Origin of the sequence: Pontivivens ytuae, assembly GCF_015679265.1 — a bacterium.
Classification (GTDB): Bacteria; Pseudomonadota; Alphaproteobacteria; order Rhodobacterales; family Rhodobacteraceae; genus Pontivivens; species Pontivivens ytuae.
In genome coordinates this window covers 463,867-485,360 of the sequence record NZ_CP064942.1, presented here as the reverse complement: position 1 = coordinate 485,360, position 21,494 = coordinate 463,867, and the positions used below count along the sequence as shown (strand labels likewise).

Here is a 21,494-nt window from a genome sequence, read left to right as displayed (position 1 = left end):
CAATTTCATAAGGCAAATGCAAAGTTGAAATCGACTCTTTCGAAAAGCGGATGAATTGCGATGCACCTGAAATCCCTCACCGCCTTCTGCTTCGTCCTGCGGCGGGGGTCGCTGTCGGCGGCGGCGGATGCGATGAACCTGAGCCAGCCCGCCGTGTCGCGCCTGATCTCCAACCTGGAGCACGAGGTCGGCTTCGCGCTCTTCCACCGGGACAAGCGCACGCTGCGTCCGACCGGGGAGGGGCGTCGCTTTCACCGCGAGGCCGAGCGGATCCTGACGGGCATCGAGCAGCTCGGCAACATCGCGAAGGACATAAAGCAGGGCGGCGACGCCCGCCTGCGCGTCGTCGTCATGTCCCGCCTCGCCGGGGGCGCGCTGCCCGATGCAGCCGCCGCGTTCCGGGCGCAGATGCCCGACGTGGACCTGACGGTGGAGACGCATCATCGCCGCGATATGGAGCGGTGGCTGGGCGGCCGGCAGTTCGACGTGGGCTTCGGCCCGTTGCCGGTCGCAGGCGACCAGCTCGACATCCAGCCGCTCGGCACGCTGAACGCCGTCTCCGTCTTCGCGCCCGGCGGCCCCTTCGCCGGGCAGAAGGTGGTGGAGCCCCGGGCGCTGGCCGAGCATCCGCTGATTGCGCTCACCCCCGACACCCTCTTGCAAAGCCAGACCGAAGCGATCTTCGCCGCCGCGGGCATCGTGCCGCGCACGGGCATGAGCACGTCCTCCTCCCAGGTCGCCTGCATGCTGGCGGCCCGCGGCCTCGGCTACGCGATCACCGATCCCGTGACCGCCCGCGCCGTTCCGGAGGCGCTGGAGGTGATCCCGATCGCACCGGCCTTCCCGCTGGAATACGGCGTGCTCACCCCGCGCGGCGTCACGCTCACCCCGGCCGCCACGGTCTTCCGCGACTGCATGGCCGCCGTCTTCGACACGTTGAGAGTTGCCTGATCTGCAAGTGAAACTCGAACCTTTGCATTTGCTGAAAGAGCGATCCGCTGCCTAACCTGCGCCCACAGGAGGCCGGACATGCAGATCAAGTCAGTCGAAGTGAAGGCCGTCCGCATCCCGATGTCGGGACAACAGCGCAACGCGCGGCGGACCTGGACGCACAAGCCGATGCTCTTCTGCTTCGTGACGGCCGAGGACGGGACGGTCGGCGTCGGTGAGGGCTGGACCTCCTACGCCTCCACAGCCGCCTTGCAGGCGACCATCGAGGATGATGTGGCCCCGCTGGTGGTTGGTCGCACTCTCGAGGAGGCCCGCGATCTCAACGCCCGCGTCCGCGACGCCTGCGTGATGAGCGGGCGCTACGGCATCCTCGCCGTCGCCCTCTCGGCGGTGGAGATGGCGCTCTGGGATATCCGCGCGCGGCAGGAGGGCGTGCCGCTCTGGCAGCTCCTCGGCGGCACGTCGGCGGAGGTGCCGGTCTATGCCTCGGGCGGGCTCTACGCCCCAGACAAGACGCCGGAGCGGTTGGGCGAGGAGCTGGTGAGCTACGTCCAGCGCGGCCACCGCCGCGTGAAGATCAAGGTGGGCGGTGCCGATCACGACACCGACGTGGCCCGCGTTGCGGCCTCCCGCGCGGCCATCGGGCCGGACGTCGACCTCTACGTGGACGCGCACTACACGAAGGACGAGGAGGCCGCCGCCCGCTTCGCCGATGCGCTCGTGCCCCACGCGGTGGGTTGGTTCGAGGCCCCGATCATCCCCGACGACTGGAAGGGGCACGACCGCCTTGCCGCCCGCGCGCCGATCCCGCTTTGCGGCAACGAAACACTACCCTGGCGCACCAGCTTCGCCCGGCTCGCCGAGGCCGGCGTGGGCTACCTGATGCCCGACGTCTCGGCGTGCGGCGGGGTGGAGGAGACGCTGGCCGTCGGCAACATCGCGCAGGAGGCGGGGGCGGAGCTGACACTGCACTCGTCCAGCTCCGCGGTGCTCTTCCTTGCCTCGCTGCATGTCGCGGCAGCCCACCCGGCGGCCCATTCCGTCGAGTTCCACATGATGCACAACTGGTTCTACGACCTCGCCGGGCTCGATGCGGTGGAGGTGGTCGAGGGCCGCCTGCGCATTCCCGACCGCCCCGGCCTCGGCCTCGATCCCCACGCCCTGGCCGCCGCGCTCGAGGCCCCGATGCGCGGCGTGGGCGAGGAGAGCCCTGTGCTCAAGCACGGCTGATCGTCCCGCATCCGCCGCCACCTATCTGTCCTGCCACGACCCCTCACACGCGTCTGGCAGGAGCATGGCATGACAACCACACCCCGCACCTTCTCCCATATCGGCCTCTCGGTCCCCGACCTCGAAGCGGCCGTCCGCTTCTACTCCGAGGTCCTCGGCTTCTACGTCATCATGCAGCCCTCCGAGGCGGTCGAGGATGACAGCGCCATCGGCGTGATGTGCACCGATGTCTTCGGCGAGGGCTGGGGTTCGCTGCGCATCGCCCACCTGTCCACCGCCGACGGGATCGGCATCGAGATCTTCGAGTTTCCCGGCAACTACGCTCAGGACAACAACCTCGACTACAAGCGCCATGGCCTCTTCCACTTCGCCGTGCAGGACCCGGACATTGAGGGACTGGCCGCGCGCATCGTTGCAGCGGGCGGACGGCAGCGCATGCCGGTGCGGGAGTACTACCCGGGCGAAAAGCCCTACCGCATGGTCTATGTCGAGGATCCGTTCGGCATCGTCTTCGAGCTCTACAGCCACGGCTACGAGCTCACCTACTCCTCCGGCGCCTATGTCTGATTGGCCTCCGGCCGGACGGTGCCCAGCAGGTCGGTGAGCAGGGGGTTCGGGAAACGCCGCTTCATCGTGATCGCGTGGAAGGTTTCGCTGATCCCCGGCAGATGCCCCGCCTCCACCAGCCGCCCGTCGCTCAGCTCGTCCTGCACGACTATGGGCGGGAGGACCGCGAGGCCCGCGCCCTCCCGTGCCAGAAGACGCATCATCGCCATGTCGTCCACCTCGGCAGCGATCTGCGGGCGCAGGCCCAGCCGGTCGGTCAGTGCATCGAAGCCGATGCGCACATTGGTCTCGATCGTCGGCAGGATCACCGGCTGCGAACTGAGATAATCGCGCAGATCTGCGCCCCCGGCGACCAGCTCGGGCGTGCCGACAAGGCTCACCGCCTCCTCCGCCAGGCGGTGGGAGACGAAGGGCGTCGCCGCATCCCGCGGCGGCGGCTGGTTCATCAGCACGACGTCGAGGTTCAGCGTCTCCAGCCCCAGCAACAGCTCGGCCGTGGTGCCCGAGCGCAGCACGACCTCCACATCCGGCCGGCCGAGGATGGGGCGCAGGAACTCGATGTGGAAGTTGCGCGAGAGCGTTGCCAGCGCCCCGATACGGATCGCCTGCCGCGTCCGCCCGCGTTCCTTCAGCGTGCCCACCAGCTCCGTCCCCGCGGCGAAGATCGTGTCCGCGTGGTCGAGCGCGATGCGCCCCGCCTCCGTCAGGTGAAGCTGCCGCCCCCGCCGTTCGAAGAGTGCGTGGCCCAGATGCTCCTCCAACGTCCGGATCTGAACGGAGACGGCGGATTGCGACAGGTTCAGCCGCTCCGCCGTCCGCGTGAGGTTCCCGTCATGGGCCACGGCCCAGAAATAGCGCAGATGGTGATAGTTCAGCTCGGCCATGTGTTCTACTAAAGCGAACGAAACGGGATAAACAATGTATTTTCTATAATCAGGGTGCGCCGCTACATGGCTCCCCAACCGTCACGCCGACCATCGGGAGACCTGACATGCTGCTCGCCTTCCTGCCGCTTCTGGCACCCCTCGCGCTGATCCTCGCCGCGTTTCTCGCCTTTCGCGGGCCGGAGCAGCGCCCCGGCTCCGTGCTCAAGACCGTGGAGCTCGCGGCGCTCGCCGCCTTTGGCGTCGCCGTCCTCTCGGCCATCACACTGATCGCGGCGGGCAGCGGTAACAGCCCGCTGATCGGCGTCGCAGGGCTCGGCCTCTCGATCCGGCTCGATGCGCTGAGCGCCGTGATGCTCCTCCTCGTCACCTTCGTCGGTTGGGTCGTGCTGCGCTATGCGGCCACCTACATGGACGGCGAGGCGCGGCAGGGTAGCTTCACCGGCTGGCTCTGCGCCACGCTTGCCGCCGTCATGCTGCTGGTGACGGCGGGCAGCCTGCTGCAACTGGTCGCCGCCTGGATCGCGACGAGCCTCTTCCTCCACAAGCTCCTGCTGCACTACCCCGAGCGGGTGGCGGCCCAGCGGGCGGCGCGCAAGAAATACGTGACCGCGCGCCTCGGCGATGCCGCGCTGATCGGCGCCGCGATCCTCCTGCTTATCCAGTATGGCACCGGCGACATTGCCGAGATCCTGGCCGCCGCGCGCCTTGGTGAGGGCGGGGGCATCGCCGTCGCCGTCGCGATCCTGCTCGCCGTCGCGGCCCTCCTGAAATCCGCCCAGTTCCCCACCCATGGCTGGCTGACCGAGGTGATGGAGACGCCGACGCCGGTCTCCGCTCTCCTCCACGCCGGGGTGATCAACGCGGGTGGCTTCCTGCTGATCCGCTTCGCCGACGTGATGCTGCTCTCGCCCGGCGTGCTGGCCGTGCTCGTAATGATCGGTGGGTTCACGGCGCTCTTCGGCGGGCTGGTGATGCTGACCCAGCCGGCGGTGAAGACCTCGCTCGCCTGGTCCACGGTCGCCCAGATGGGCTTTATGATCCTGCAATGCGGCCTCGCGCTCTTCCCGCTCGCACTGCTGCACATCGTGGCGCACTCGCTCTACAAGGCGCATGCGTTCCTCGCCTCCGGCATGGCGGTGGAGGGCGTGGCCTCGATCCGGCGGCCGGGTCCGGTGGCGATCCCGAACGGGGCCGCGGTGGGCCGCGCCTTCCTGCTGGCCCTGGCGATCTACGCCGTGGTGGGCTTGATCTTCGGCTTCACCGGCAAGTCGCCGCAGGCGATCGCGCTGGGCGCCATCCTGATCTTCGGCGTCGCCTACCTGCTGGCGCAGGGGCTCGCCGATGCCGCGCCGCGCATCCTGACGCGCCGCACCGCCGCCTATTCGGTGGCCGCCGCCATCGGCTACTTCGCGCTGCAGACCGCGGCGGAGGGCCTGATGTCCGGCACCCTGCCGCCGACGCCTGCGCCGGGGCCGCTGGAATGGGCGCTGATCGTGCTCGCCCTCGTCAGCTTCGGCCTCGTGGCGGTCGCACAGGCCATGTTCCCGCTCTGGGCCTACCACCCGGCGGCGGCGGGCCTGCGCGTCCACCTCTCGAACGGGCTCTACGCCAACGCGGTGTTCGACCGGCTGCTCGGCGGCTGGTCCAGCCGGTCCACGTCCTGATCTCTCGCGAAGGAGTACGAACGATGACCCTCTCGCTTTCTTCCGAAGCGCTCGCCGCCGCCACCGACGCCGCCGCCCGGGCGATCCCGCCGGTCTGGCCGCTCGCCTCCTCCGTCGCGGTGAACCCGTTCCTCGGCCAGACCGGGGAGGGCCTTGCGGATGTCGCCGCCCGGCTCGGCCGCGTCGCCGGAGCGCCGGTCACCATGGACCGCACGTGGTATGCCGCGCGCATCGCCGACGGCACCATCACCGATGAGGACCTGACCGCGGCCCTCGCCACCGCCCCGGCGGGCGCCCCGGCCGACCTCGCTGCCCTGCGCACCTCCGCGGGGGCCGAGCGTGCCGCCCCCGAAGCCCTGCCCACCATCGCCGATCTCGCGGCGGAGGCGTCGGGCACCGACTGGCCCGGCCTCCTCGCCGAGCGGATCGGCGCCTGGACCGCCGGCTATTTCGACCAGGGCCAGGCGCTCTGGGCCGCGCCGAAGGGCAGGGGGGCCTATGCCGCCTGGCGCGAGGTCGCGACCCACGACCTGACGCCAGAGATCGCGGGCCTCGCAGGCTTCGCCCAGTTCGTCGCCGACGCGCCGGAGACGGCCTCCGCCGCCACCGCCCGCGCCATCGAGACGCTGGGCCTGATGGATGACGCGCTGGAGACCTACCTCCACCAGCTCCTGCTCTCCCTTGGCGGCTGGGCGCAGTATGCGCGCTACACCCTCTGGCAGGCGGAGCTCGCTGGCGAGCATGACGCGACCATCACCGACCTGCTCGCGATCCGGCTGCTGTGGGAGGAGGCGCTCTTCACCCAGCACGCCGACCAGATCGCCGCGCGGTGGGCGGAGGTGCGCACCGCCCACGCCGCCCCGCTCGCCCCGACCGCGGATCACGTCATCGACGCCATTCTGCAGGAGGCCGCCGAGCGCGCCGCCCAGCGGGAGCTCGCGCAGACCTTCGCGGCGCCAGCGCCCGCGGCCTCCGACAGCCGCCCCGCGCTGCAGGCCGCGTTCTGCATCGACGTCCGGTCGGAGATCTTCCGCCGCGGGCTGGAGGCCGTCGATCCCAACATCCGCACGCTCGGCTTCGCGGGCTTCTTCGGCCTGCCGGTCGCGCACAAGTCCTTCGCCTCCGATGTCGAGGAGCGGCGGCTGCCGGTGCTCCTGAACCCCGGCGTCTCCACCACCGCGGCGGGCGAGGAGGAAGCGGATCTCACCGCCCGCTTCAAGGCCCGCGCCGCCCGCGCCTGGGGCCGGTTCAAGCTCGCCGCCGTCTCCTCCTTCGCCTTTGTCGAGGCGACGGGCCCGATCTACGCAGGCAAGCTGGTGCGCGACGCGCTGGGCCTTGCGCCCTCGTCCGCGCCCGCTGAACCCGCCCCGCGCCTCGACCCCGCGCTCGATCTCGACGCGCGGACCGACGCGGCGGAGACGGTGCTGCGCGCCATGTCCCTCACGAGCAACTTCGCCCGGCTGATCCTGCTCGCGGGCCACGGGGCCAACGTGGTCAACAACCCCCACGCCAGCGGCCTCCACTGCGGCGCCTGCGGCGGCTATTCCGGCGAGGTCAACGCCCGCCTGCTCGCAGCCCTGCTCAACGATGCGGAGGTGCGCGCGGCACTCCGGCCGCGGGGGATCGAGGTTCCGGCGGACACTCTCTTCCTCGGCGCGCTGCACGACACCACGACGGACGCCGTCACGATCTATGCCGACGACCACCCGTCGAAGGACCATGCCAACGACCTCCGCCAAGCCGAGAGCTGGCTCGCCACCGCCGGGCAGAGCACCCGGGCCGAGCGGGCGCTGCGCCTGCCGCGCGCCGCGGGGGAGGGGGACATCGCGATCCGCAGCCGCGACTGGGCCGAGACCCGCCCCGAATGGGCGCTCGCCGGGTGCAAGGCCTTCGTCGCTGCACCACGCCAGCGGACCGCGGGCAAGAGCCTCGCCGGCCGCGCCTTCCTCCACGACTACGACTGGCGGCAGGACGAGAGCTTCAGCGTGCTGGAGCTCATCATGACCGCGCCCGTCGTGGTCGCGAGCTGGATCAGCCTGCAGTATTACGGCTCGACCGTGGCGCCGACGCTCTTCGGCTCGGGCAACAAGCTCCTGCACAACGTCACGGGCGGCATCGGCGTGATCGAGGGGAACGGCGGCACCCTGCGCGCCGGGCTGCCCTGGCAGTCGGTCCACGATGGCGAGGGCCATGTTCACGACCCGCTGCGCCTGTCGGTCTGCATCGAGGCTCCGCGCGAGGCGATGGCCGAGATCCTCGGCCGCCATGACGGCGTGCGCGCACTCTTCGACAACCGCTGGCTCCACCTCTTCGCGCTCGACGAGACGGGCCGGATGGCCTGGCGCTACGCGGGCGATCTGCAATGGGAGCCGGTGGAGCACGCCGCCGAAGCAACGCCGGAGCTCAAGGCCGCCGGCTAAGCACCCCTCACCTCGGCCGGCGAAAGAGCAGGCTGGCCGAGGCTGCCACATCCTCCACCACGTCGATCCGCCCGCCATGGGCCTTGTGCATCACCGCCATCCCGCGGCTGGTGGCGACGACGAAGCGCGCGCTGGGCCGGGGCTGGAGCGGAGGGTGTAACGCCCCACGCCCCTGCGCCGCCTCGAAGTACGCCTGCAGCGCGTCCTCGGTCTGTTGGAAGTGCATCGCGACCCGCTGCGCCACCGCCTCCGACAGATCGGCGAGCTCCATCGAGACCTCCGTCATCAGGCAGCCCGGCGGGTTGCCAGGATCGGCCATGCGGTCGGTGTGGACCTGCAGGAACCCCGCCACCGCCGCCTCTGGCTCCGGATCGGTGAGCGCCTGCACCGCTTGCGCCCGCCACCGCGTGGCATAGAGGTCGAGCGCCGCGATCAGCAGCGTCTCCCTGTCGCCATAGGCGTTGTAAAGGCTGCCGCGCTGCACCCCCGTCGCCATCGCGAGGTCCGCCATCGTGGTCGCCGCCGCACCCCGCGCCCAGAAGGTGCGCATCGCGTCCTTGATCAGCTTTGCCTCGTCGAATTTCCGGATGCCGACCATTCGGGCCCCTCCAGCGGGTGACGGTTTGTTTCCACATCTCCGTCTTTGACACTCTCGTCAAGAATGCCTTCCCACCCCAACTTTGACACAGGCGTCAAGAATGGACGCCCGACCGCAGCATTGGAGTATCAAGATGACCACCTTCCGCAACCTCGCCCTGACCCTCGCGCTCATGCCGGGCATGGCGCTCGCCGACGATCTGACCGTGCACAGCTATGCGAGCCAGGTCCGCGACGTCGACAGCGTCAACACCCACTGGTTCGAGACAGAGGCCGGCACCGTCCTCATCGACACCCAGCGCCTGTTGCCGGAGGCCGAGCGCGCCCTACGCCACCTGCGCGCCACCACCGCGCAGCCGGTGACCGCCATCATCATCAGCCACGCCCACACCGACCACTACGGCGGTCTGCCCGTCTGGCTCGAGGCGTTCCCGGAGGCCGAGGTGATCACCGATGCCACCACGCTCGCCTCGATCCGCACCGATGGCCGCGGCTTCATCGAGATGCGCAACCAGCGCCACGGCGACCGCTTCCCGACGCAGGAGGTGCTGACGGAAGCCGTGGCCGACGCCACCGTCGTCTCCGACGGAGAGGTGCGCGAGATCGGCGGCACCACGCTCCGCTTCGACATCTTCGGTCCGAGCGAGGCGGAATCCACCCTCACCGTCACGGTCGAGGAGGCCGACCTCGCCTTCATCGGCGACCTGGTGAATGTCGGCGCGCCCGCCGTCCCGTTCGAGGATGTGGAGGCCTGGCTCGACCAGCTCGACACGCTCGCGACCCGCTACGACGCGAAGGACCAGCTGCATATCGGCCACGGCCCGTCGCCGGTGGATCTGGACGAGGTCGCGGCCCAACGCGTCTTCCTCACCGCCCTACGCGACCGGGTGGCGAACGCGCTCGACGGGGACGACGTGATGACGCCGGAGGAGACCGACGGCATCGTCTTCTCGATGGAGGCCGACTGGCCCTTCCTCGAAGGTGTCGCCGGCAACACGCGGCAGGAGGTGCTGGCCTTCGCGGCCGAGCGTGTGGCGCTCCAGCTCGGCGGCACGGTGGGCGAGGCGAGCTGAACGCTTCGGGGCGGCGTGCGAAGCGCCGCCCTACCGCCGCTCCGGATCGTATTTCGGTGCCCAGCCGTGACGCTCCAACAGTGCCCGCGTCCCCTCCGCAAGGCCCGCCGGACCGGACCACAGCGCCACGAGATCCGCCTGATCCCGCGCCGACCACGCGTCCATCGCCCGCAGCAGCACCGCGATCGCCCCCGCATCGCCGCTGTCGAGGATCCGCCCCGCCGCCATCCATCCCGGCGCATAACCTTGCCGCGATAGCAGCGCCCGCTCTGCCGAGATTGCCTCCACCGCCTGGCCCAGCAACGCCGGATCCGCCAGCGCCCGCCGCGCCAACTCGTCGATGAGCAAGGGTTTGCGAAAGGCGTCCCCCGTGGTCGCGGCCGCGATCACCTCGTCATCCGACAGCTCTTCCATGCCCGCCTCCACCCCCTGGTGTGGCCCGCAGGATAACGTCGCCCCACGGCACGCTCCACCCGCCCGATTCCCGGTTGTCTCCCGGAACCGTTTCCGGCTTGATCGCGTCCGGCAGGCCCCAGGGGTCAGGAAACGGCGGACGGAATGGCGCTCGACAGCTTCAACTGTGCGAATTGCGGTGCGCCGCTGGCCCCGCGCCTTGCGCAGTCCAAGATGATCGACTGCGCCCATTGCCATTCCACCAGCGTGCTGATGGATGACGGGTTCCGCCTCGCGGGCTCCGGCGGGGTGATGCACGACATGCCATCCCTCGTCACCCTCGTTCGCGACGTGGCCGTCGAGGGCCTGCGGCTCACACCCCTCGGCCATGCCCGCTACGACTACGGCCGCGGCTGGTGGGACGAATACTGGTGCATCGACCAGAACGATGACGGCTGGTGGCTCAGCGTCGATGAGGGCGACTACGCCATCGAGCAGCCCTTGCCCCGCGCCCTCTGGCCCCGCGGCTTCCGCCCGCGCCTCGGCACGCCGGTCGCCATCGACGGCACCGATTACCGCGTCACCGAGGCCGAAACCGCCGAATGCATCGCCGTGCGCGGCGAACTGCCAGAGGTGCTGAGCGTCGGCGAAAAGCACCTCTATTTCGACCTCTCCGGCCCCGAGCGCGCGCTTGCCACCGTCGAGACCTGGGAGGGCGGCGAGGCCTGGACCCGCGGCCGCTGGGTCGATCCGTGGGACGTGCAGACCCTATGACGCGGCCCGAGAGCTTCAACTGCACCAATTGCGGCGCCGGGCTCAGCGTGCTCGGCGGCGGTCGCGTCCGCGCCCATGTCTGCTCCTATTGCGGGGCGGAACTCGACGCGCAGGACGGCTACAAGGTCATTGCGCAGTTCCGCGACATGCCCCGGCCCGAAAGCCCGCTCGCCATCGGCATGACAGGCGAGGTCTATGGCGTGCCCTTCACCGTGATCGGCACGATCGCCTGGCGGGAACGCTATGGCGGGCGGACCTGGACCTGGGTCGACCACCAGGTCTTCTCCTGGACCCACGGCTATGCCTGGATCACGTGGGAGGACGGCCACCTCGTCTTCACCCGCAAGATCCGCGATCTGCCGGCCCCCGCCTTCATCTCCGCCCGCACGATCGAGAATGCGGAGAGCCGCCCCGCCGCCCATCTGGGCCGCACGCGCTATCGCTATTACGGCTCCGGCCGGCCCGAGGCGACGTTCATCGAGGGTGAGTTCAACTACACGCCCAAGCTCGACGAGGACTCTTTCTATGTCTCGCTGATGGGCGACGACCAGATGCTGACGATGCGCGAGACCGGGAAGGAGCGGGAATACGAGCTCTCCCGCCACCTCGACCGCGCGGCGACCTTCGCGAGCTTCCGCATCGCGGCGAAGGACTGGCGGCGTCCCTCGGGCGTGCACCCGCTGCAGGCGTTCCGCCGCTCCTCCCTCGCGCTCTTTGCCCGCAACCTGACGCTCGCCGGGGCCGCGGCCGCCGTCGTTCTGAGCTTCGCGCTCGGCGCCGCCGGCACGCGGATCGCCCAGTCGGGCGAGGTCAGCGTCCGCAACCCGCTCACGCTGCCCTTCGAGGTCACGGCCCCGCAGGGCCTCACCGAGATCTCCATCTGGTCCGACGTCTCCAACAGCTGGGCCTGGTACGAGGTCGAGCTCTACGATGCAGAGGACGAGCCCGTCGCTGCCTTCGATGATGGCATGGGCTACTATTTCGGCCGCGACTCCGATGGCCGCTGGACGGAGGGCTCCCGCTGGGCGCGCGCGCACCTCCTCCTGCCGCCGGGCAACTACACGCTGGAGATGGCGCAGTCCGAGGCCGCGGTGGACTGGCAGGGCGGCCAGCTCGCACAGCGCATGGCCGTCGAGGTGACGCAAGGCAAGCCCGCCACCCGCTGGCTCTGGTATCTCGCGTTCGCCTTCCTCGCCGTCGGCGGCGGGATGCTTGTGCAGCGGACCATCCACAACACCCGCCGCTGGTCCGGCAGCGACTGGAGCGACGACTGATGCTGGCGCGCGCGATCCTCGTCCTGCTCGTCCTCGGCCTGATCGGTGCGGCCGCGATGCTCAGCATGAGCGGCTATGGCGGGCAGAGCACATCGGTACAATCCGCCCGCGTCGGCTCCCCGGGCGGCGGCTACGGCTTTGTCGGAGGGGTCAAATGAGGAGAGCGACATGAACCCATTCGAGACCATCATCTTCGCCGAGATCGTGGCGACGATCTTCTACACCGCCCTCGGCGTCGGCCTGCTCATCGTAAGCTGGATCGTCATCGAGTGGCTTACCCCCTTCTCCCTGCGCCGCGAGGTGGAGGAGGAGCAGAACATGGCCATCGCGGTGCTGATGGGCAGCCTGTTCCTCGCCATATCGATCCTGATCGCGGCGGTGATCGTCAGCGGATGACCCGCCCGGCGGCCGAGGCGCAGGGGCTCTGGCTGCTGGCGGCCACCTTCGCGGTGGCCGTGGCCGGGCTGGTCTACGAGCTCATCGCGGGTGCGGTGTCGAGCTACCTGCTCGGCGACAGCGTCACGCAGTTCTCCCTCGTCATCGGCGTCTTCATGACCTCCATGGGGCTGGGCGCCTGGGCCTCGCGCTACGTGACGGAGGCGGAGCGGGGCTTCGTCCTCTCCCAGGTCCTGCTCGGCATCGTGGGCGGCTTCTCCGCACCGATCCTGTTCCTCGCCTATGGCTGGCTCGACGGGCTGGGGCTGCTGCTCTTCTCGCTGGTGGTCGCCATCGGCGCGCTCTCGGGGCTGGAGATCCCGCTCATCACCCGCATCCTGCACACGCGTCAGGCGATGCAGCACACGCTCTCCAGCGTGCTGACGGCGGATTATGCCGGGGCGCTGGTCGCCGCCGTGCTCTTCCCGCTGGTGATCGTCCCGCAACTGGGGCTGATGGCGGCGAGCCTCGTCTTCGGCGTGCTCAATCTCGTCGTCGCGGGCATCTCGCTGTGGCTCTTTCGCGAGCGCATCGGCTGGCTGATCCGCGGCTTCTGGCTCGGCGGGCTCGTTGCCTGTTCCGCGGCGCTGATCTGGACCGACCGCCTCGTCTCCCTCGCCGATACGGCGATGTTCGAGGATGACGTGATCCTCAGCGAGGAGACGCCCTATCAGCGCATCGTCGTCACCCGCTTCGGCGACCGGACGCGGCTGTTTCTCAACGGCTCGATCCAGTTCGACAGCCTCGATGAGCACCGCTACCACGAGACGCTGGTCCACCCCATGATGAGCCGCCTGCCGCGCCGCACCTCCATCCTGATCCTCGGCGGCGGTGACGGCATGGCCGCGCGCGAGGTGCTGCGCTGGCCGGATGTGGAGGAGGTCGTTCTGGTTGACCTCGACCCCCGCGTGACCGAGCTCTTCCGCAACGTGCCCCACCTCGCCGCCCTCAACGACCGCGCGCTGAACGACCCGCGCGTCGAGATCATCGCCGACGATGCCTGGCAGTTCGCGGACGAGGACCGGCGGGTATTCGACGCCATCGTCCTCGACCTGCCGGATCCGCGCGATTTCTCGGTCTCGAAGCTCTATTCCCGCGAGTTCTACGCCCGCCTCGTCGAGCGCCTGTCACCACGCGGCGCGCTCGTCACCCAAGCGGGCTCTCCCGTCTTCGCGCGGGAGGCGTTCTGGTCCATCGACCGCACGCTGGACGAGACCCGTGATCCGCAGCGCCCGGGCGGCACGCTCTCCACGACCGCCTACCACGCCTACGTGCCGAGCTTCGGCACCTGGGGTTTCGTGCTCGCGCGCCCCGGCCCGTTGCGCGACCCCGATCCGCTGCCCGAGGGCCTGCAGTTCTATCATGCGGATCTGTGGCCGGGCCTCACCACCTTCGGCCACGACACGGCACCGCTGGAGGTCGAGACCAACACCATCCTCTCCCACGCCCTCGTCCGCTACTACGAGGACGGCTGGGCGCGCTGGTTCCGGTAGGTCAGCCCGCGGAGTAGGCGAGCCGCCCCTTCACCCAGGTCCGCCGCACCGCCGGCGTCTCGCCTTCGGGCCAGTCGAGCAGCACGAGGTCGGCGCGCTGGCCCACCGCGATCTCGCCCCGTTCGGGCAGGTGCATCGCCTCCGCCGGTCCTGCCGAGACCAGCCGCCACAGCTTGTCGAGCGGTGCGCGCTTCTCCTCATGCAAGCGCGCCACCGCGGCCAGCATCGCGGGGTAGTAGTAGTCCGAGGCGAGCATATCGCAGAGCCCCGCCTCCACCATCTCCGCCGCGGAGGGCGAGCCGATATGGCTGCCGCCGCGCACGACGTTGGGCGCGCCGAAGGCGATGGCGTCGCCCGCCGCCTTCGCCGCCTCGGCGACCGGGATCCGCATGGGAAACTCGCTGATCCGCGCGCCGAGCCCGCGATAGAAGGTCCGCGTCTCGTCCTGCGTATCGTCGTGGCTCAGCATGCCGACCCCGGCCTCGCGGCCGGCCGCCGCCACCCGCTCGATCACCGCGGGCACCTCCGCCCGCCGGGTCCAGATGTCGCCCATCCGCTCGAGATAGGGCTCGATGTCGAGCCCCGCCCGCTTGGCCGAGCCCGCCATCTTGCGCGGCAGATGCGGCGCGTCGAAGCTCACCGCCGGGTAGTCCGCCGCCTGTTCGAACGGCCGGTCCTGGATGCGGATCGACGGGTCGAGCATCGACATCGACGTGTGATCGTTGAAGGCGATGGCGGCAGGCAGGGGGCCGGCCAGCACCTCCTCGATCAGGTCCACCGCCTCGAAGGCGAAGGTCTCCCACCGCAGCTGGATCGCGTTCTCCACCGTCAGCCTCGGCCCGAGCCGCTCCAGCGCCGCGCAGAACGCGCGCCCCTGCTCGACGGAGCGCAGGCCCGGCTCCCAGCCCAGCGTCACCGCATGGAACGCCGTCGCGATCCCGTTCGCCCCAAGCTGGCGGTCGGTCTCCAGCACGGCCGGATCGAGGGGGAACATCACGCCGGGCCGCGGCATCATCTGCCGCTCGAACGCGTCGCCGTGGATGTCTATGAGCGCGGGTGCCAGCACCTTGCCGCGCCCGTCCACCTTCACCTCGCCCGGCGTTGCCGGGGCGTCGAGCGCCGCGATCCGCCCGTCCTCGACGCTCACCTCGCAGCGCGCCACGCCGTTCGGCAGGATCACCGTCGCCCCGATCACCCGAAACATCTTCAGCCCCCCAACGTCTGCTCGTTCAGCCGGTTAGCAAGCTAAACCGACGTTTCGGTGACAGTCCCGCTCTGGATCGGGTCGCGCTGGCGCCGCTCGCGATAGGCTCCGGGGGTGGTGCCGTAATGCTCGCGAAAGAGCTTGTGGAAGTAGCTCAGGTTCTCGATCCCGCAGTCGCCCGCCACATCCGCCAGCGGCCGGCCGGTGGCCGACAGCAGCATGGCTGCGTGCTGGATGCGGATCCGGTTGACGAAGACGGTGGGCGAGACGCCCAGATGCCGCCGCGCCTGCCGGCACACATGCTCATGCCCACGCCCGGCGGCGGCCACGAACCCGGCGGCCCCCTCCCGGAACACCTCCGGCTGCTGGGCCGCCTGGCAGGCCGCGATCAGCCAGCGCGGCGCGCTCCGCTCGATCGTCGCCACTTCGTCGAGCACATGGGTCATGATCGCGAGCAGGAAGTGCTCGATCCGCGCCAGTGTCCGCCGCGATCCGCCGAGCTGCTGGGCCGTGTTGATGGCCCGCTCCATCTGCGCACCGGTCAGGTGAAGCACCATCGGCAGCTCGCCCGCGAACCAGAAGAACCGCTCGGCCAGTTCGCTGCCATAGCGCGCGGCGAGGTGATCGGCGGTGCCGGGCAGGAACATCACGTTGAGGATCCGGCAGCCGATCCCGTCCTCGGCCTGCAGCGCGTGGCAGTCGTCGGGCCGGATGAACACCATGTCGCCCGCGACCAGCCGCTCCTCGGTCCCGTTGATCCAGTGGTTCGCGGCCCCCCGCTCGATCAGGAACAGCTCGTAGTAGTCGTGGCGGTGGCGCAGGGCGGGGCGCTGGGAGGACAGCTCCTTGCGCGCGAAATGATAGGCCTCATCCCCCCGCAGGTAGGTGTCAATTCTGAACACGGCTTCACGCATGCGACCAGTCAAGCCCCTGTTGCGGCGCAGCATTAAACTTGAACAAAGTCAATCAGGCACATCGTTTTGTCAAGTTGGGGTCTCCACGGCCCGCGCGGGGCAGGTCAGGCTGGTGGCAAAGAAGGATGAAATCCGATGCAGACCACACGCCAGGACCTGCGCTTCGCGCCCGTGCCCGACCGCCCGCGCCGCCGCCTGACCGAAGCCGAGATCGCGCATTACAACCGCGAGGGCTGGGTCGCGCCCTTCACCATCTTCCCGCCCGAGGAGATCGCCCGCATCCGCGCCTATGTGGACCGGCTGATGGCCGACATGGGCCCCGACGGCGCCTATGGAATCAACTGCTATCAGGCGCGGCTGTCGGGGCTGTGGGACATCGCGACGGACCCGCGCATCCTCGATCACGTGCAGGACATCGTGGGTCCCGACATCATCTGCTGGGCCACCGCCATCCTGTCGAAGCCCGCGGGCGATCCGCGCCGCGTGCCCTGGCACCAGGATGCGAGCTTCTGGTCGCTCAGCCCCGCGCGCACCGTCACCGTGTGGCTCGCCATCGACGACGCGGATGCGGCAAACGCGGCCATGCGCTTCATCCCGCGCACCCATGACAAGGGCGCGCTCTCTACCGGCCAGACCGGCGGCGACGCGGTCTTCCACAAGGAGACGGCGGGCGCCGACGCGCTCGGCGCGCCCGTGACCAACGCCCTGCGCGCCGGCCAGATCTCCCTGCACGCCGACATGCTGGTCCATGGCTCCGAAGGCAATGCTTCGGACCGCCGGCGCTGCGGGCTGACGCTGCGCTACTGCCCGCCGAGCGTCCGTGTGACCGATCCGAAATGGGCCCGCGGGGTGGAACCGATCATCTGCCGCGGCCTCGATTCCACCGGGCTCTGGCAGCACTACCCGCGGCCCGCCAACGACGACATCCGGGCGACGTCGAGCCCGCATGTCGTCGGCAACAACTGAGGCGCGCGGGCGTGGAGGTCACCTGGTACGGTCACGCCGCCTTCGGCCTGCGCCCCGACACGGGGCCGTCCGTCATCACCGACCCTTATACGCCCGAGGGCGTTGGCTACGCGCCGATCACCGACAGCGCCGACCTCGTCCTCATCTCCTCGGACGATGACGACGCCCATTGCCGCGCCGACCTGATCCCGGGCGATCCGGCCGTGCTCAACGCGCTGGAAATCGCTCAGAACGGCGGCACCGCCACCGCGGCAGGGCTGGAGGTCACGGCGATCGAAGCCGCCGAGTGGGACCACCATCCCGAGCACGAGGTGCCCGGCCAGAACGGCATGTACCGCTTCACCCTCGACGGCGTCCGCTGTGCCCATATGGGCGACGTCGGCAACCCGCTCACGGACGCGCAGATCGCGTTCTTCGAGGACACCGACGTCCTCTTCGCGCTGGCCGGCGGATACCTCACCATCGAGCTGCCGGACCTGATGCAGATGATCCATCGGGTGCAGCCCAAGCTCGTCATCCCGATGCACTTCCGCACGCTCACCTACCGCCCGCGCAACACGCACTGGATCGGCAGCTTCCTCGGCCACTTCAAGGACGAGGACGTGGATTTCGCCTTCGGACCCCGAAAGGTCCTGACCCGAAACGATATTCCCGCGCGCACCCGCGTGCTCGTCATGGACTACCTGCGGTAGGAGACCCACACTTCCCCGGGGGCCGAGAACGCGCCCGGGCAACCACAAGGCCCGGCCAGCAAGGACCGGCCATTGCACAGGGAGAATTTCGATGAACCTGACCAAAGCCGCTCTGCTCGGCTCGGCCGTCGTCCTGATGGCGGAGGCTCCCGCCTTCGCCCAGGACGTCGCCCGCGCCGACACCGTGATCTTCGACCTCGACCGCACCATCCGCGATCCGGAGAACTTCAACTGGTTCACCGCCCCCGGCCGCCGCCAGCACGGCGCGCATCAGGCCATGTGGGAGCCGCTCTTCATCCTCAACTACACCACCGGCGATCTGGAGCCCTGGCTCGGCACGGCCTTCGAGGCCAACGACGCCTTCACCGAGTGGACGCTGACCTTGCGCGAGGGTGTCACCTGGTCCGATGGCGAGGCGTTCGACGCCGACGATGTGGTCTTCACCGTGCAGACCGCCATGGACAACGAGGAGCTCTCCGAGCGGGAGGCCGCCACCATCCGCGCCCAGGTCGCGAGCGTGGAGAAGGTCGACGACCTCACGGTCCGCTTCACGCTCACCGAGGCCAACCCGCGCTTCGACGTGGAGAACTTCGGCGTGCGCATCTTCGGCTCCTTCCTCATCATGCCGGAGCATGTCTGGGCGGGCGAGGATCCCACCACCTTCGCCTTCTTCCCGCCGATCGGCACCGGGCCTTATACCTACACCTCGTCCGCCACCAACCGCGCGATCTGGGACCGCAATGATGACTGGTGGGGGGCGGCCACGGGCTTTGCTGACCTGCCGGCGCCCCAGCGCCTCATCTGGCTGGAGACGGGCGGGGAGGAGAGCCGCGCTCAGCTTATCGCCACCAACCAGATCGACGTCGCGCAGAACGTGACGGTTGGCACGCTGGAGGCGATCCGCGCGCAGAACCCCGCCGTGATCGCCTGGTATGACGACTACCCCTATGCCTGGCCCGATCCCTGCACCCGCCAGCTCGAGATCAACACGACCGTCGCCCCCTGGGACGATCCGAACATGCGCAAGGCGGTCGCCCACATCATCGACCGCAGCCAGATCGTGAACGTCGCCTACGAGGGCACGACCGTCCCGTCGGAGACCATGTTCGTCCAGTACGGCGCGATGGAGCCCTTCATCGACGCCATCAAGGACGCGGGCTACGGCCTCTCCGCCACCGCGGATGTCGCCGCCGCCGACGCGCTGATCGAGGGGGCGGGCTATGCCAAGGGCGACGACGGCATCTACGAGCGGGACGGCGAGGATCTTACCGTCGCGATCCACGTCAACTCCGCCTCCCCGGAATACACCCGCACCATCGACGTGGTGGTCGAGCAGCTCAACCGCGCCGGCATCTCCGCCCGCGCCGTGCCGGTGGAGAACGGGGTCTTCTGGGGTGAGGTCCTGCCCTTCGGCGCCTACGAGATGACCTATTCCTGGCTCTCCTGCGGTTCGGTGAACGAGCCCTGGACCTCGATGACGCGCTACACCGCGGACAACGTCGTCCCGGTCGGCGAGCGCTCGCCCGGCTTCAACAATACCGCCCGGTGGGACAGCGCGGCCGCGCAGGCGTATACCGCGATCGTCGACGAGATGGGCGGTCTCGCCCCCGACGATCCAGCGCTGCCCGGCATGGTTGCGGAGGCCTACGCCCACCTCGATGCGGAGATGCCGTTCATCCCGCTGGTGCAGGCCGCGAAGCTGCTGCCCTACAACGAGACATACTGGACGGGATGGCCCACCGCGGAAAATGCGTACAACCACCCCGCGTTTTGGTGGAACCACACCCACCAGATCATCCATAATCTCGAACAGGCGAACTGAGTGCAGGCTGCGGGCGGCCGCCCCCCGGCGACCGTGGTGTACCGCTCAGCTTAGCCGGGGCGGGCCGTCTACCCCTCCGACGGCCCGCCCTCATCCCCCGCACGACGGAGAACGTCATGGGACGCATCCCGAGGGCCTATATTTTCAACCGTCTGGTGACCTTGCTGCTCACCGTGTGGATCGCCGCGACGCTGATCTGGATCATCCCGCGGCTGTCCCCGGTCGACCCGGCGGAGATCATGCTGGGCCGCATGACGGCAGGCGCTGGCACGGTCGCGAACTCCGAAGCGATCCTCGCGACCCTGCAGGAGCGATTCGGTCTGAACGATCCGATGATCGTTCAATACGTCAAATACTTGCGGAACGTGGTGCAGTTCGATTTCGGGCTCTCCACCGCCTCCTTCCCCACCCCGGTCGCCACGATGATCGGCAACGCGCTGCCGTGGACGGTGGGACTGATGCTCGTCTCCATCGTTATCACCTTCATCATCGGCAACCTCTTGGGCGCACTGATGGTGTGGGACCATTCGCCGAAGCTGGTGCGCGTCGCGATCCCGGCGGCGATGGTCTTCACCTCGATCCCGCCGATCCTGTCGGGGCTGTTGCTGATGTGGATCTTCGCGGCGAACATGCAGTGGTTCCCGCTGACCGGCGCCTACGGTCTCTTCGTCGAGCCGGGGTGGACGTGGGCTTTCGTGCAATCCGTGATCTATCACGGCTTCCTGCCCGCGCTCTCGATCGTCGTGGTGTCCTTCGGCTTCTGGGCGCTGGGCATGCGCGGCCTGATGATCACCGTGCAGGGCGAGGACTACACCAAGCTGGCCGAGGCGAAGGGGCTGCGGCCGCGCTACATCCTCTACCGCTACATGATCCGCAACGCGATCCTGCCGCAGATCACCGCCTTCGCGCTGAAGATAGGGCTGCTGATCGCGGGGCAGGTGCTGGTGGAGCGCATCTTTGCCTATAACGGCATGGGCAAGCTCCTCTACGACGCGATCCTCGACCAGGACTTCCCGGTGATCCAGGGGGTGAGCTACGTCATCATCCTGATGACGGCGCTCAGCGTCTTCCTCGTCGATCTGATCTATCCGCTGATCGATCCCCGCATCCGGCACGAGGCGCGCTGAGCCATGGCCGAGATCACGACAGAGGAGCAACCGACCCGCGCCGAAGCCCGCCGCATGCGCCGCTTCGACAATCCCTGGCGCAACCCGAAGCTGATCTGGGGCGCGGGCCTCCTGCTCGGCATCGTCGCGCTCGGCCTGATCGGGCGGGTGCTGTGGGATCCGGATCTGGTCTTCACCGGGTCGAGCATGCTGCGCCTGCCGCCCGTGGGGTTCGAGAACATGCGCGGGCAGGCGGGCACCCTCGCCAACCCGCTTGGCACCGACGGGGCAGGGCGGGACGTGCTCGCACTGCTCATCATCGGCGCGCCCAACTCGCTCTTCGTCGGCGTGCTCGCCTCGCTGATCGGGATGAGCATCGGGATCTTCCTCGGCTTCACCGCCGGTTTCGTCGGCGGGCGGGTGGACGACGTGATCCGGGTGCTGTCGGACGTGATGATCACGATCCCGCCGCTCCTGATCCTCGTGGTGTTCCAGTCGGCCTTCGGAGACGTGAGCCTCACCATGATGGCGGTGCTGATCGCGGGCTTCGTCTGGCAATCACCCACGCGGCTGATCCGGGCGCAGGTGCTCTCGATGCGCGAGGCGGGCTACGTGCAGATGGCGCGGCTCTCCGGGGCCTCGACCATGCACATCATGTTCCGGGAGATGCTGCCGAACCTCGTCCCCTACCTCTTCGGTTCGTTCATCGCGAACGTGACCACGTCGATCGTGACGGCGGTGGGGCTCGAGGTCCTCGGCCTCGGTCCGCAGCGCGTGCCGACGCTCGGCCGCACGATCTACGAGGCGATCAACGCGGGCGCGCTCATCCAGAACCTCTGGTGGTGGTGGGCGATCCCGACGCTGCTTTTGGCGGTGATGTTCATCGGGCTCCTCCTCATCAACCTCGGCCTCGACGAGGTCTCCAACCCCCGTCTGAGGAAGCTCTGATGGCTGCGCCGCACATGGATCATCCGGTTCGCCTGAGTGTCGGCTTTGGTTCGCGCCCGCGCCCAGGCGATCGCCACACATGCA

Annotated in this window: 21 protein-coding genes; 16 read left to right on the top strand and 5 right to left on the bottom strand. The window is 69.2% G+C overall.

Features of this window, described 5'->3' with window-relative positions; translation table 11 throughout:
• Positions 1-60: 60 nt before the first annotated feature.
• From I0K15_RS02225 to I0K15_RS02215, 3 genes are all read left to right on the top strand, one after another.
• On the top strand, positions 61-951 hold the full coding sequence (locus I0K15_RS02225; protein WP_196103830.1) for a LysR family transcriptional regulator: 891 nt from the start codon (positions 61-63) through the stop codon (positions 949-951).
• Between the two features lie 78 nt (positions 952-1,029).
• Positions 1,030-2,181, top strand: coding sequence for a mandelate racemase/muconate lactonizing enzyme family protein (locus tag I0K15_RS02220; protein WP_196103829.1), 1,152 nt, complete (start codon positions 1,030-1,032; stop codon positions 2,179-2,181).
• A 69-nt stretch (positions 2,182-2,250) separates the two neighbouring features.
• The gene (locus I0K15_RS02215; protein WP_196103828.1) at positions 2,251-2,748 is read left to right on the top strand and encodes a lactoylglutathione lyase family protein; all 498 of its coding nucleotides are present in this window, start codon (positions 2,251-2,253) and stop codon (positions 2,746-2,748) included.
• Here I0K15_RS02215 and I0K15_RS02210 read toward each other — a convergent pair.
• Positions 2,739-3,632, bottom strand: a complete 894-nt coding sequence (locus tag I0K15_RS02210; RefSeq protein WP_196103827.1) for a LysR family transcriptional regulator — start codon at positions 3,630-3,632, stop codon at positions 2,739-2,741. The two genes, I0K15_RS02215 and I0K15_RS02210, sit on opposite strands and share 10 nt — an antisense overlap.
• 107 nt (positions 3,633-3,739) lie before the next feature.
• On the opposite strand from I0K15_RS02210, the gene I0K15_RS02205 reads away from it, so the two are divergent.
• Together I0K15_RS02205 and I0K15_RS02200 are read left to right on the top strand one after the other, a co-directional pair.
• Complete coding sequence (locus I0K15_RS02205; protein WP_196103826.1) at positions 3,740-5,299, top strand: proton-conducting transporter transmembrane domain-containing protein; 1,560 nt, start codon at positions 3,740-3,742, stop codon at positions 5,297-5,299.
• 23 nt (positions 5,300-5,322) lie between these two features.
• Positions 5,323-7,719 (top strand): YbcC family protein, encoded by a 2,397-nt coding sequence (locus tag I0K15_RS02200; protein WP_196103825.1) that lies wholly within the window; start codon positions 5,323-5,325, stop codon positions 7,717-7,719.
• Positions 7,720-7,726: 7 nt separating this feature from the next.
• Here I0K15_RS02200 and I0K15_RS02195 read toward each other — a convergent pair whose 3' ends face one another.
• Positions 7,727-8,317, bottom strand: a complete 591-nt coding sequence (locus I0K15_RS02195) for a TetR/AcrR family transcriptional regulator (protein WP_196103824.1) — start codon at positions 8,315-8,317, stop codon at positions 7,727-7,729.
• 133 nt (positions 8,318-8,450) lie between these two features.
• Here I0K15_RS02195 and I0K15_RS02190 point away from each other — a divergent pair, with 133 nt between their 5' ends.
• On the top strand, positions 8,451-9,389 hold the full coding sequence (locus I0K15_RS02190) for an MBL fold metallo-hydrolase (protein WP_196103823.1): 939 nt from the start codon (positions 8,451-8,453) through the stop codon (positions 9,387-9,389).
• 30 nt (positions 9,390-9,419) lie between these two features.
• Here I0K15_RS02190 and I0K15_RS02185 read toward each other — a convergent pair whose 3' ends face one another.
• Positions 9,420-9,803, bottom strand: coding sequence for a hypothetical protein (locus I0K15_RS02185; RefSeq protein WP_196103822.1), 384 nt, complete (start codon positions 9,801-9,803; stop codon positions 9,420-9,422).
• Between the two features lie 144 nt (positions 9,804-9,947).
• On the opposite strand from I0K15_RS02185, the gene I0K15_RS02180 reads away from it, so the two are divergent.
• From I0K15_RS02180 to I0K15_RS02160, 5 genes are read left to right on the top strand one after another with little or no spacing between them, the layout of a single operon-like run.
• Positions 9,948-10,556 (top strand): DUF4178 domain-containing protein, encoded by a 609-nt coding sequence (locus I0K15_RS02180; RefSeq protein ID WP_196103821.1) that lies wholly within the window; start codon positions 9,948-9,950, stop codon positions 10,554-10,556.
• A complete protein-coding gene (locus tag I0K15_RS02175) occupies positions 10,553-11,830 on the top strand; it encodes a DUF4178 domain-containing protein (protein ID WP_196103820.1) in 1,278 nt (425 codons plus the stop codon). Before I0K15_RS02180 ends, I0K15_RS02175 begins: the two co-directional genes overlap by 4 nt.
• On the top strand, positions 11,830-11,988 hold the full coding sequence (locus I0K15_RS02170) for a hypothetical protein (protein WP_196103819.1): 159 nt from the start codon (positions 11,830-11,832) through the stop codon (positions 11,986-11,988). The genes I0K15_RS02175 and I0K15_RS02170 overlap by 1 nt, the downstream gene beginning before the upstream one ends.
• Before the next feature lie 10 nt (positions 11,989-11,998).
• Positions 11,999-12,226, top strand: a complete 228-nt coding sequence (locus I0K15_RS02165) for a DUF350 domain-containing protein (protein WP_196103818.1) — start codon at positions 11,999-12,001, stop codon at positions 12,224-12,226.
• On the top strand, positions 12,223-13,758 hold the full coding sequence (locus tag I0K15_RS02160) for a polyamine aminopropyltransferase (RefSeq protein ID WP_196103817.1): 1,536 nt from the start codon (positions 12,223-12,225) through the stop codon (positions 13,756-13,758). The genes I0K15_RS02165 and I0K15_RS02160 overlap by 4 nt, the downstream gene beginning before the upstream one ends.
• Position 13,759: 1 nt before the next feature.
• Here the strand turns inward: I0K15_RS02160 and I0K15_RS02155 are convergent, their stop codons facing one another.
• Positions 13,760-14,962 (bottom strand): alpha-D-ribose 1-methylphosphonate 5-triphosphate diphosphatase, encoded by a 1,203-nt coding sequence (locus I0K15_RS02155; protein WP_196103816.1) that lies wholly within the window; start codon positions 14,960-14,962, stop codon positions 13,760-13,762.
• 41 nt (positions 14,963-15,003) lie between these two features.
• Positions 15,004-15,876 carry an AraC family transcriptional regulator gene (locus I0K15_RS02150; RefSeq protein ID WP_196103815.1) on the bottom strand — a complete coding sequence of 291 codons (873 nt, stop codon included), beginning with the start codon at positions 15,874-15,876 and terminating at the stop codon, positions 15,004-15,006.
• A 135-nt stretch (positions 15,877-16,011) separates the two neighbouring features.
• On the opposite strand from I0K15_RS02150, the gene I0K15_RS02145 reads away from it, so the two are divergent.
• From I0K15_RS02145 to I0K15_RS02125, 5 genes are all read left to right on the top strand, one after another.
• Entirely contained in the window at positions 16,012-16,842 is an 831-nt protein-coding gene (locus I0K15_RS02145) for a phytanoyl-CoA dioxygenase family protein (RefSeq protein WP_196103814.1), read from the top strand.
• 11 nt (positions 16,843-16,853) lie between these two features.
• Positions 16,854-17,534 carry an MBL fold metallo-hydrolase gene (locus I0K15_RS02140; protein WP_196103813.1) on the top strand — a complete coding sequence of 227 codons (681 nt, stop codon included), beginning with the start codon at positions 16,854-16,856 and terminating at the stop codon, positions 17,532-17,534.
• Between the two features lie 91 nt (positions 17,535-17,625).
• On the top strand, positions 17,626-19,356 hold the full coding sequence (locus tag I0K15_RS02135) for an ABC transporter substrate-binding protein (protein WP_196103812.1): 1,731 nt from the start codon (positions 17,626-17,628) through the stop codon (positions 19,354-19,356).
• Between the two features lie 116 nt (positions 19,357-19,472).
• Positions 19,473-20,483, top strand: coding sequence for an ABC transporter permease (locus I0K15_RS02130; protein ID WP_196103811.1), 1,011 nt, complete (start codon positions 19,473-19,475; stop codon positions 20,481-20,483).
• 3 nt (positions 20,484-20,486) lie between these two features.
• Complete coding sequence (locus I0K15_RS02125) at positions 20,487-21,410, top strand: ABC transporter permease (protein ID WP_196103810.1); 924 nt, start codon at positions 20,487-20,489, stop codon at positions 21,408-21,410.
• Positions 21,411-21,494 lie beyond the last annotated feature (84 nt).